Source organism: Aliiglaciecola sp. 2_MG-2023, assembly GCF_030548145.1.
GTDB lineage: Bacteria > Pseudomonadota > Gammaproteobacteria > Enterobacterales > Alteromonadaceae > Aliiglaciecola > Aliiglaciecola lipolytica_A.
On record NZ_JAUORY010000012.1, the window covers coordinates 51995 to 64163 of the forward strand.

Sequence of the window (12169 nt, forward strand, 5' to 3'; positions counted from 1 at the left end):
GCTATTACTGATTCGATGATAAGTGTCCTTTCATTCTTAAAAAGCGTGTTACCACTAGTGTCAACAGCGCCCAGCCAACACCCATCAACCAACCCGCGACTACATCAGTAGGCCAATGCACGCCTAGGTAAACTCGGCTCACACCAATTGATAAGGTTAATATAATCGCGATCACATAGAAGTAGGTTTTGACCCGTTTGCGCACCGGCAAATACGACAGCATTCCGGCTAAGGTAAAATAAACTAAGGCTGATAGCATGGCATGCCCGCTAGGAAAACTGCTGGTATACACATAACTGCCATGAGGGACTAAATCTGGGCGAGGGCGAGTAATGCCAAACTTCAATGAAAAGCTAACCAACATTCCTGAAACAATGGTTAACACTAATAGCGCTGCAATTTTGGGTTTATTTTCGATGAGTAAGAAAAGAGTGACAAACAAGGTGAAACTGGTTAGCACTGCTACCCCACCTAAGGCAGTAATGTCCCTCATCATCTCTTCTACCCACTTAGGACCAATGGGGTCTGAAAGGTCATTAGCATCACGAAATGCTAGAATAATATTCTGATCTATCTGCGGTGTACCACCTAACACCGCAAACCCAGCTAATTCGTAAAACGCCCAAATAATCACGGCAAATAAAAAAAGCAACATAAACTGCTTAATATAGGGTTTTTCTACCACTGTTTTTAGCACTAATTGTCTCCCTAAATAGCGTAATTTTTATCATTCTATATTAGATGGCAATGAACAAACTCACCAGCCTAATCATCACTACAAACATCACATTAACTTTTGGTTAACTTAAGTGGTGACAGTATTAACAAATTTATAAAAACGACTTTCGTATATAAACTTCACTAGGCTATTGCTCTGTTCATTTCAATTATATTAAGTTGTTGTTTTTATTTATCTTTTTTGTCCAGTAAGACTAAAGTCGTAGATCCGTTTTAATCTCGGACGAGTTAATTTGAGGCGTTTTATTGGTATTCTGATATGCACATTAACCGATATAATTTACTGCAAGAGAGAAGCAATAATGTCAGCAACTTCTAGAATTCTTTGTCCGACACTTAAAGAGCGAGTTATGAGTGCAGAACAAGCCGCTGAATTGATACCCGCAGGTGCTAATATCGGCATGAGTGGGTTTACAGGGGCAGGTTATCCAAAAGCAGTACCGAAGGCGTTAGCCGAACGTATCAAACGCTTAAATGCAGAGGGCAATGATCCATTCCGTATTAGCCTTTGGACAGGCGCATCGACAGCTCCTGAGCTTGATGGTGTTTTAGCCGAAGTCGATGGTATCGAAATGAGACTGCCATTCCAAAGTGATCCTATTTGTCGCGATAGAATTAACAACGGCACTATGGACTATGTCGATTTGCATCTTTCAGAAGTGTCACAATATGCTTGGTCTGGCTTTTTAGGCAAAATGAATATTGCCCTTATTGAAGTTGCTGGAATACGCGAAGACGGTAAGCTAATTCCATCCTCGTCCATTGGTAACAATAAAACCTGGATAGAACAGGCCGATAAAATCATTCTGGAAGTGAATAGCAAACAAAATATTAAGCTTGAGGGCATGCATGATATTTATTATGGCACGGCATTACCGCCTAACCGCAAACCTATTATGCTTACCGATCCTGCTGACCGTATTGGCGAGTTCTACTTTGAATGCCCTCCTGATAAAGTGATTGCGGTAGTTGAAACCCATGCGGAAGATCGAAATTCTCCGTTTAAACAACCTGATGAGGTTTCGCAGAAAATTGCTCAGCATATTCTTGATTTTTTCCAACGGGAAATTGAAGTAGGTCGTTTGCCAAAAGAACTGTTACCTATTCAATCTGGTGTAGGAAACATCCCTAATGCTGTTTTAGAAGGTTTAGATGCGGGTCCGTTTAAAAACCTATCGGCATTCACTGAAGTGATTCAAGATGGTATGTTGAAAATGCTCAAATCCGGCACTTTGAGTGTTGCCTCAGCAACGGCATTCTCGTTGAGTCCAGAGGGCCTTAAAGAGTTTGATGACAATATCGATTTGTACCACGACAAAATTATTCTGCGTCAACAGGATATCAGTAACAATCCAGAATTGGCGCGACGTTTAGGTATAATTGCAATGAACGGCATGATCGAAGCGGATATTTACGGTAACGTGAATTCTACCCACATCATGGGCACTCGAATGATGAACGGTATCGGTGGCTCCGGAGATTTTGCTCGTAACGGTTATCTATCTATTTTCGTGTCTCCATCTATTGCAAAAGATGGTGCTATTTCATCTATCGTGCCTATGGTATCTCATGTGGATCACACTGAACATGATGTGAAAGTAATAGTGACAGAGCACGGTTTAGCAGATTTACGTGGGCTATCGCCGCGTCAACGGGCCAGAGAGATAATCAACAATTGTGCTGATCCTAGTTATCGTCCTGCGCTGCAAGATTATTATGAAAGAGCATTACATTCAGGCAGAGGCATGCATACTCCGCATTTACTAAGCGAAGCCCTTAGCTGGCACGAACGTTTTGAAAATGAAGGTCACATGTAACAACTAGTTTGTGACGTTAACCTAAAAACCTCTTTATTGAGGTTTTTTAGGTTTTAGCTCGGCGTAATCTCAGCCATTGAAAAACACCTATTCCAATGGCTAATATTATAAGGTTAATAATGCCGTTTTCAGGCCCGCCAGCGCCACCATTTAACCACACTTCAGAGGTTGGAATTAAGCGAATAATTAACGCTGCAGCATCCACATCTACGCCTGTAATTGGGATCTCAAAACCACATCCGAAAAACCAATTCCAACCAGCATGCCAACCCATTGCCGACCATATATTGTTTGTATAGAGGACCAATGAGCAGGCAAATACGGAAAACAGGAAGGAGCCCACCGCGACATACCAAGCAACACTTGAATCAAAGTGCAGTAAGGTAAATAGCAATGATGACAATGTAATGCCGATCAGAAGGTTAGACTTGCGGGTAATAGCAGAGAGTAACCAGCCCCTAAATAACAGCTCTTCAGCACTTGATTGTATACAAAAGCCAATCAGCAATAGGAATATCATCCCTAGTTCGGATGTTGAAGACCACGCCGGGAAAATCGCATCTAACTGATAACCGCCTGCCAGCGCGATTAAAAAAACGATTGTGCCGCTCATGGCAATCCCAAAAAATAGGTATCGAGGGAAGGTAGTGGTTGCCTCTTGGATAGATAAGCCAATACTAACTAGCGGACGTTTCTCAACATAACACGTCCACAGGCTAACAATCGCGATCATAAGGGCGAAGGGTAAAAGTAGAAAAAGTAACAGTCCATATGTGCCAGCGAAGTCACCTTCATCGGTCATAAAGCCCAAGCTGGTAAGAAGTAGGTGGAAAGGCAATACTGAGCCAATCACAAATACTGCACCAATAATTGGACAAAGTGCTGCCCATGGGATCCATCCGTTGGCCTCGACATCAGAATAAAGCTTGTTTGTGTGCAATTTAAATCCCTTCAGAGTATATGGAGCTAGGTTAAGTTGAAACTAACGAATAAAACTCTTTTATCTCTTTTACGGTAACAGTGACGAGTTCCATCTCCTCCTACTTTATTCTAAATTTGCCGGCAATATCGTTTTATTGTTTAGTTATCCTTTAACAGCTTTGTATTTATTGTGCATAAACACCAATAAAATAAAGCCAACTAGCACCACTCCAGCGCCTATTGGGCGTCCCAAATCAGCAGACAAATTAAACCCAATTGCGGCTGTCATGATGTAAGAAATAGTGACTCCAGTGGTGATCACAGCAGGAATACTGGCGATCCAATGAAATGTGCCTCTGTCGAACAAATATTTCGTGGCCAGCCACAACACGCTGGTAGACAACAACATATTTGAGAACGCAAAATAACGCCAAATTACGGTGAAATCGAGTTTCGTCATAAAGTAAGCAATAGCCAAAATAGGCACAGCAAGTAACAGACGATTGCGAATGCTCTGAGGAATATTAAACGCATCAACAATGGTTAGGCGCAACGAGCGAAACGCTGTATCACCCGATGTAATCGGGAACACCGCCACTGCAACAATGGCCATAATACCGCCAAATACGCCTAAGTAGCTATTTGCAATGTGGTTAACCACCAATCCTGGACCACCCGCATCCAGCATAGCTTTGAGACCCGCATAGCCTTCCGGGAAAGCGGCAATACCTGCTAACGCCCATACACAAGCAACAATGCCTTCACACATCATAGCGCCGTAATAGACAGGTCTTACGTATTTTTCATTGGTTAAACAGCGGGCCATAATGGGTGCTTGTGTCGAGTGAAAGCCACTGATAGCACCACAAGTTATAGTCACAAACAATAATGGCCAAGTGGGCAAACCTTCGGGGTTAGGGGCTAAAAAGTCGTGAGCATGGTCAGCTTCAAAATAAGCTAAGAAGTCGCCAGCGATAGGTAGATGGGGAGCATCGATTAACAACGCAATGGCAATCGTAGACGTCATAACGATCATTAATAATCCAAATATGGGGTAAAACTTGGTAATGATCTTATCAATAGGCAAAAGTGTGGCGAGAAAGTAATAGCCTAGGATTACTAGTACCCAAAAGGTATTATTGGCCAAAAAGGTATCTTGGAAAGCGTCTAGGTTACTCAATAAACCTGCTGGGCTCATGATAAAAACCACGCCAACAAAAAACAGTAACATAGCGGTGAAAATAAGCATTAAACCTTTAAATACTATGTTGAAGTAGTGCCCCGCGATTTCCGGTAAGCTTTTGCCATCTTCCTTTATGCTCATCACTCCAGAGAAATAGTCGTGAACGGCACCACCTAAAACATTACCTAACACAATCCAAACCAGTGCGACTGGACCGTATAGCGCACCAAGGATGGGGCCAAAAATTGGACCTACACCGGCAATATTCAAAAACTGAATTAAAAACGCCCGAACAGGGTGAACAGGAACATAGTCGACCCCTTCGCTAAAACGCGTTTGCGGAGTGGCAATATTGGGATCTATGCCGGCCTGTTTTTCAACAAATGGGCTATAGAGTTTGTAGCCGAGGAGCAATATAGAAATACAAATAAAAAAGATGATCATTGCTGTGAATATCTCAGTTTAGGTTTTTTGAAAAAGAGCACAGTGATCGCACTCCGCCTTCATTTTTTAATAATTTATAATAGGTTGAATGTAGTAGGAGATAATAACAAAGTCGAACATAACAGAAAACGGAAAACACGCTTAATAGAATTTAATCAACAAAAAAAGGGCTAACCATGTTAGCCCTTACAATGCATAACTTACAACGAAATTAGAAGGTATAAGTATAACCAAGGGTTGCTGATTGTGGTTTGCCTGCAAATACAGAGCCATGCACTCGTGTGGTTATGTACGTTTCGTCGAGTAGGTTATCCACGGTTAAGTAAAGTTCAGATGCATCATTAATAAAGTAACGAGCCGATAAATCAATAATAGTTCTAGCGTCAATTAACTCATTTGCAGGAATAGCACCTTGTCCTGCTTTAGTACGCATTTTTGACGTGTAGCGACCCGCTAGTGTTACTTGCCAAGAATCGGCTAGTACACCAACAGAAAGATATAACTGATCATCAGGTAAGTAGGTTAACGAGTCACCCTTTTGAACGTCATCCCAACTTTCAAAGTCTGATGAGAAGTCTGAACCAAACTCTGCACTGGTGTAGGTATAAGCTAGTCTTACCGGGAAGCTTATACTGTTATTTTGGTTAAACTCATAACCTAAACTCAACTCTAAACCACTAACTTCAACTTCCCCGGCATTGTACTGGCTACCTATGTTGTCATCGTCACAACCCTGAGCTGCAGTGCAGTTACCGTGCATGTTGCTGTAATCTCCAATAAATACAATCGCCTCAGAGTTAAATGCATTTTGGTTGTAACGAAAACCCGCTTCGTAGTTCCAACTTTCTTCTTCTTGACCATCGGCATTTCCAGGTGCCGCGGGTGAAAACCCTTTTTGCATGCCCGCCAATGCAATCAGAGAGGGGGTTACTTGATAAGTTGCCGATAAAGAAGGCAATATCGAGCTAAAGCTGTTTTCTATATCTGTATCAGCCATCCCGCTGCGACCCGGATTAGTTTTTCCCCAATCTAAGCGTTTAGTGGTGACATCTTCAAAGCGAAGACCAGCGGTTATTGCAAAATCACCTAAAGTGATACGGTCTTGTATAAATATTGCCTACGCTTCAGCACTGTCAATACGGTTTGAATCTGTTCCTGGTACGCCACTAGAAATACGAGTCATGATTTGGGTTGTATCTAATTGGTATGTGTCAGCCCACTGGTAACGATCCATCTCATCTTCATGGTAGCGCACGCCAAACGCAAGCTCATGATTTTCAGTGTAATAATTGAGTTCAGACTGAATGCCTTGTGATAAATAATCACGATTGTTAGCTTTGACGCCAACTTCAATTGGTGCGGTATTGAGACCCTGATCAAAATCAGCGGCAGCTTGAATGCCACCACTGCTTAGACTTTTACCATCAATACTATACGCTTTGTACCAATTACGGTGAAAATCATTGAAGTAAGCGGTTGTACTTAATACTGCATCTGGATTGAATTCAATCATGTGACTCAACTGAATCTGTTTGTGCTCAGTGTTCATCTGATCTTTTTGTGATGCTGAATAACGTACAAATGGTGTAGTTGCATAGTCTTCGTCAGTTAATCCCATGTAGGTTTCATCTGATACTTCATCTGCATATTTCAGTTTTAGCTCAAAAATTTGTTGATACTTAGCCGACTTGTTGGATTTGAAACGAATTTTTGTCATAACATCGTTTTTTACAAAACCGGTGTCGCCGCCAACACCATTGATATCGCGGAAACCGTCCGCTTGGTAACGGTAAACTTCGCCTACTGCATCAACACGTTCACCTTGACCACCTGCATACGCATGTATTTTACCGAAGCCATCTTGACCGGCGGCAATATCAACTTTACCGGCTAAAGCTGCCTCAGGAATTTCACGAGAGAGCATATTGATTACACCACCAGTGGTACGTGGGCCATATTTAACCGTAGAACTACCTTTTAATATTTCAACACTTTGCATACGACCGGAAGTCGGGAAGTAATAAGCCGCCGGAGATGCATAAGGTGCGGGGGCAGCTAATATGCCGTCTTCCATGATAGTGATTTTTTCAGAACGGTTTTGGCCGGTGCCACGCATTCCTAAATTAGGACGTAGGCCATAACCATCTTCTTCTTGAACATACACTCCAGGGACTGTGGCTAAAGACCGCATAATATCTGTGTACTTAAACTTATCGATTTCAATTTGGCTAATTACGTGAGCACTACCTGGTACCGTGTTAATGGGATTCTTACTACCAAAAATATGCATTTGCTCGATTTCGGTGTCTACAGCGTTATCGTCTGCAACCGAATCAAATGTAATTAATAAAGCACTTGCGATTATGCTTAAGCACAAAGTGTTTGGCTGGTTCATTAAAAGCTCCGAGACAATGAATATATTAATGTAAATAGAAATTATTCTTGTTTACATTATAGTGGCGAGCATTTTACTTAAGCAAATCTCAAAAGCAAGATTACGCAAAGAGCTATTTGTAATTTAATATTCTAATGATTGTAATTAATAATAGGATTGAGTGAAAAGTAGGACTTGCATCAATTTTAATGATGATTTTTAGTGTTTTTTCAACGACTCACGAATAGTGATTCGCAGCATTATTGTTTAGCTCAGTGGTTATTTTCCAAAGACAGACCAGCCGGTTTTATTGGCCAGCAGTTCCAATGCCATGGTACCGAGTTTACTATTACCGATATCATCGAGACCGGGTGACCAAACGGCAATCGAGGCATTTCCAGGGGCAACAGCAAGAATACCGCCGCCTACACCACTCTTGCCTGGTAGTCCGACTCGAAAAGCAAATTCACCTGAGCCATCATAATGGCCGCACATCAGCATCAAAGCGTTGATACGTTTGGCTCGTTGTGCAGAAACCACCGTGTAGCCGGTTATTGGATTAATGCCATTGTTGGCTAAAAATAAGCCGGATTTTGCCAGCTGAGTGGTGTTCATAGCAATTGAACAGTGATGGAAATAGGTGCCTAGCACTTGTTCAACAGGGTTTTCAAAGTGCCCAAATGAAGCCATGAAATAGGCCAGAGATGCATTTCTGGCTCCTGTTTCTAATTCAGATTTTGCCACTTTTTCATCAATAGCGATGCTGTCATCATCTGCAACATAGCGCATAAAATGTAAAATTTCGGCTAACACTTCCTTAGGTTCATGGCCTTGCATAATCAGATCTGCAATAGTGATTGCACCGGCATTGATAAAAGGGTTTCGGGGTTTACCGTGTTCATGTTCAAGTTGTACGATTGAATTAAAGGGATCACCTGAGGGTTCTCTACCCACTCTATGCCAAATATTATCCCCTAACTTACCTAGTGCCAGTGTTAAGGTGAAAACTTTGGATACGCTTTGAATCGAAAATAAAGTATCGGCGCAGCCTGCTCGGTAAATTTCACCGTTGGTTAAGGCCACGCTGATGGCAAATTGATTAGGGTCGACTTTAGCTAATTGAGGAATGTAGCTGGCGACTTTACCTTTATCTTCAATGGCCATCATTTGTTCGGCAATTTCGTCGACAATACTTTGCAAAGATATCTCCAATTATTTGCGGTTGGCGTTTTCTGCTTGCTTTACATACTATCTCGCAATTCTGCCATTAACCTAAGGCTTTTTAACCGAGCGTCGGAATCATGAATCGGAAATGACACTATCAATTCGTCGATGCCTGTTTTTTCAATAAAGTCAGTCAACTTTGCTTTTATCGATTCTTTTGTTCCAACTAATGCGTATTGTAGAACGTGCTCGACATTGTACATGTCAGCAATACTCCAATGAATTTTGTCTACAGGTTTAGGGAACGGAGTGTTGGCACTTGTACGCATCTGCAGAAATTTTTGTTGGACCGAAGTATATAAATAAGTTGCTTCTTCTTCTGTATCCGCCAGCACAGCCATTACCCCTGCCATTGCATAGGGTTTAGGGTTGTCAGTGGTTGCTTTGAAGTTACCTCGGTAGCTCTCTAAAGCTTGAATTAACTGATCAGGAGCAAAATGAGAGGCGAATGCGTAAGGCAATCCAAACTCTGCGGCTAGCTGTGCACTGTATAAGCTGGATCCCAGCAACCATAAAGGAATATTGGTATCTTGGCCTGGTACTGCCAATACAGGTTGAGCTTGCGGACCTAAATAGCTTTGTAACTCACGAATATTTTGTGGGTACTGATCAGCTCCAGAACCACCTTGGCGTCGCAATGCCATAAGGGTTTGCATGTCGGTTCCCGGCGCACGTCCTAAACCTAAATCAATACGATCGCCATAGAGCTCTGCCAAAGTACCAAATTGTTCCGCAATGATTAACGGTGCATGGTTAGGGAGCATAACTCCGCCACTTCCAATTCGAATTGATTTTGTGGCTGCACCAATATTGGCAAGTAATACTGCAGTAGCCGAGCTGGCAACACTTTTCATTCCGTGGTGCTCTGCTAACCAATATCGTTTGTAGTTATGCTTTTCTGCTTCTACCGCCGTTGTACGAGCCATATTTAATGCGTCAGAAACGGTTCTGTCTTCGCCGATGGTGGCCAAATCTAATATCGAAATCGGAATCATGTTAATTATCTAGTCATTGAATCGGTACTAGGATTATTGTGGCGCAAGAAGACGTTTACAAGGGGGCGACTGGTAATATCAGCGCAGAACTAAGCCGTTGTCTATAATATTCAAAATAAGCAAAATCAATAGAGCTAGATGGAAGCCTGTGGCGTTGATAAAATTAGCAAGTAATCTGTTGGGAGGAATCGCTATCGTTTCGTTGGCTTTCAGTCGTTTTCACAGTTGATCCATATTTGAATGGTGATATTGTGGTTGTTTAGAGGGCGAATAACCCGTAACCAAATATACATGAGAAGAAACTAATGAAAAAAGGACTAATCGTTTTTGCAATTATTATCCTGCTTATAGCAGGCGGCGCTTGGTATTTGTTAAGTGGTGCGGGGGACTTTATACGTGTTCAGATTGAACAGCAAGGCTCCAAATATCTTGGCACACCGGTATCGGTTTTCAAAGTCGATTTAGCCTTGGGCGAAGGTCGTTTGACGATTAGCGATATAGATGTTGAAAATCCAGACGGTTTTAGTGATGAGGATGCGTTTAGTGTTGAGAACATTACTTTAGATTTAGGCGAAGTGCTAAGTGAACCTTATGTCGTTCAAACTGTAAGCATAAACGCACCAGAAGTACTGTACGAAGTAGATGAAAAAGGCCAAGGAAATTTACTGGTCATTAAAAATAATTTGACTGCCAACCTACCTAAATCAGAAGGTCAAGCGTCTACTGAACCAGGTGCCAATCCGTTAATAATTGTGGAAAATGTGACGGTTAGCAATGTGCGTTTAAAACTCGATTTTGAAAAACTCTCCACGGGAGATTTTAAAATTGAGCAAAAAACTTATGAGATTACTTTACCTACCTTTAACGCGGGTCCTATTGGTCAACCCAATGGCATACCTGCCGACCAAGCTGGTGTTGCGATAGTAAATGCAATGCTTGATAACATCATTGCTAAAGCGAAATCTGAAGCAAAGAATAAGTTAGCAGAAGAAGCCAAAAAACTAGCGCAAGAAAAACTTGATGAAGAGAAAGACAAACTTACCGAGAAAGCCAAAGATAAACTTAAAGGTTTGTTTAATTAAGCTTGGTAAAACACTCTTTAAATAGTCTAAAAGGGTCAGATTGAATTTAAATCTGACCCTTTTTTTATCGCTATAAATCGATATTTGATTATGTGACAACCCCTCACTTTTAGCCATTTACTGATGCAGCTAAATACCAATTTTCAGTCTCAAATAACTAGAGGAAGTGAATGCTAACTTCGGTATAAGTCTCAGAAAAAAAAGAAGATTATATAAAACCTAGATGTAAATAGTTGGTGAATGCCTTATAGTGACGCTCGCATTTTCAACGATTCTTAAAATCAGGCATCCAACAAAAATGCATTCGTTGTTAGATTATTAGTGTCAATTTTTGTCACTTACCACAGGCACTCTTTTTATAAGGATCGTTATGAAATTCGCATGTATTGGACTAGGTAATGTTGGTCGTTCATGGGCTGTTACTTTTGCACGGGCAGGTTATCAAGTTCGTTTATGGGATAAAGATCCAGAATCTTTAGCAAAAGCCTATTCGCTTATACGCAAAGCACTAGAAGACTTAACCACAGTGGATCCAGATTTTGATGTGCAAAAGGCTTTTGCTAATGTGCACCTTGCTGAAACTATGGCGTTGGCGGTTGAAGATGCCGATTATGTACAAGAAAGTACGGCTGAAAACGTTAACGTGAAGGTGCAAGTGTTTAATGCGTTGGGGGATTTGGCTCCGGAAAAATGCCTATTAGCTAGCTCCACATCAGCGATTCCGGCCTCTGAATTTTTAGCATCGGTAAGTTATCCGCAACGCTGCCTTATTGTTCATCCTGTTAACCCTCCACATATTATTCCCTTGGTGGAGTTATGCGCATCGCCTTGGACCAGTCCTGAAGTTGTCCAGCAAGCTAAGTCTATGATGGAGCAATTGGGCCAATCGCCGATTGTATTAAACAAAGAAATCGATGGTTTTGTGCTTAATCGACTGCAGTGGGCCTTACTTGGTGAAGCTATGCATTTGGTTGGTGAAGGATACTGTTCAGTTGAAGATATCGATAAAGTGTTAACTAAAGGTCTGGCTTTACGCTGGGCACTTATGGGACCTTTTGAAGTGGGGCATCTTAACGCGACTAAGGGTTTAGAAGGTTACTTTGATGTACTCCAAGACGCGCTAAAACGTGTGCAAGGTAGTCTTAAAACAGATTATCCACCGAATAGTGACTTAGTCTCACAGGCCCATGATGTTATGGCTAAACGAATACCGGTAAACGAAATCGAAAACTATCAATCAGCAAGAGACCAACGTTTATTGAAACTGCGCCAGCATATTGATTGGACGGGTTGCAAAAATACCTAAATGAACCTAACAGCAAGCATTGAATACATGCTCTTCACGACTGTATTCAATGCGACTTATTGAGCTTAATCACTACTTGGGTTTA

At 41.7% G+C, this 12169-nt stretch carries 8 protein-coding genes and 1 pseudogene; 3 read left to right on the top strand and 6 right to left on the bottom strand.

Annotated features, from left to right (window positions below; translation table 11 throughout):
• Positions 1-4: 4 nt before the first annotated feature.
• Positions 5-697: a phosphatase PAP2 family protein gene (locus Q4567_RS13365; RefSeq protein ID WP_216048672.1), complete on the bottom strand. Its 693-nt coding sequence runs from the start codon at positions 695-697 to the stop codon at positions 5-7.
• Between the two features lie 343 nt (positions 698-1040).
• Here Q4567_RS13365 and Q4567_RS13370 point away from each other — a divergent pair, with 343 nt between their 5' ends.
• Entirely contained in the window at positions 1041-2555 is a 1515-nt protein-coding gene (locus Q4567_RS13370) for an acetyl-CoA hydrolase/transferase family protein (protein WP_216048673.1), read from the top strand.
• A gap of 46 nt (positions 2556-2601) precedes the next feature.
• Here the strand turns inward: Q4567_RS13370 and Q4567_RS13375 are convergent, their stop codons facing one another.
• From Q4567_RS13375 to Q4567_RS13395, 5 genes and pseudogenes are all read right to left on the bottom strand, one after another.
• Entirely contained in the window at positions 2602-3495 is an 894-nt protein-coding gene (locus Q4567_RS13375; protein WP_303500719.1) for a CPBP family intramembrane glutamic endopeptidase, read from the bottom strand.
• 144 nt (positions 3496-3639) lie between these two features.
• Positions 3640-5103 carry a carbon starvation protein A gene (locus Q4567_RS13380; protein WP_303500720.1) on the bottom strand — a complete coding sequence of 488 codons (1464 nt, stop codon included), beginning with the start codon at positions 5101-5103 and terminating at the stop codon, positions 3640-3642.
• 211 nt (positions 5104-5314) lie between these two features.
• Positions 5315-7498, bottom strand: a pseudogene (locus Q4567_RS13385) (TonB-dependent receptor family protein).
• A 258-nt stretch (positions 7499-7756) separates the two neighbouring features.
• Positions 7757-8677, bottom strand: coding sequence for a glutaminase (locus tag Q4567_RS13390; RefSeq protein ID WP_216048677.1), 921 nt, complete (start codon positions 8675-8677; stop codon positions 7757-7759).
• A gap of 41 nt (positions 8678-8718) precedes the next feature.
• Entirely contained in the window at positions 8719-9696 is a 978-nt protein-coding gene (locus Q4567_RS13395; RefSeq protein ID WP_216048678.1) for an LLM class flavin-dependent oxidoreductase, read from the bottom strand.
• 305 nt (positions 9697-10001) lie between these two features.
• Between Q4567_RS13395 and Q4567_RS13400 the strand changes: the two genes are divergently transcribed.
• Entirely contained in the window at positions 10002-10778 is a 777-nt protein-coding gene (locus tag Q4567_RS13400) for a hypothetical protein (protein WP_216048679.1), read from the top strand.
• 370 nt (positions 10779-11148) lie between these two features.
• Positions 11149-12084: a 3-hydroxyacyl-CoA dehydrogenase NAD-binding domain-containing protein gene (locus tag Q4567_RS13405; protein WP_303500721.1), complete on the top strand. Its 936-nt coding sequence runs from the start codon at positions 11149-11151 to the stop codon at positions 12082-12084.
• The last annotated feature ends 85 nt before the right edge of the window (positions 12085-12169 follow it).

Coding starts and splice junctions, on each gene's coding strand:
- Q4567_RS13395 (WP_216048678.1), bottom strand. CDS start 9,696: ATGATTCCGATTTCGATATTAGATTTGGCCACCATCGGCGAAGACAGA.
- Q4567_RS13380 (WP_303500720.1), bottom strand. CDS start 5,103: ATGATCATCTTTTTTATTTGTATTTCTATATTGCTCCTCGGCTACAAA.
- Q4567_RS13370 (WP_216048673.1), top strand. CDS start 1,041: ATGTCAGCAACTTCTAGAATTCTTTGTCCGACACTTAAAGAGCGAGTT.
- Q4567_RS13400 (WP_216048679.1), top strand. CDS start 10,002: ATGAAAAAAGGACTAATCGTTTTTGCAATTATTATCCTGCTTATAGCA.
- Q4567_RS13405 (WP_303500721.1), top strand. CDS start 11,149: ATGAAATTCGCATGTATTGGACTAGGTAATGTTGGTCGTTCATGGGCT.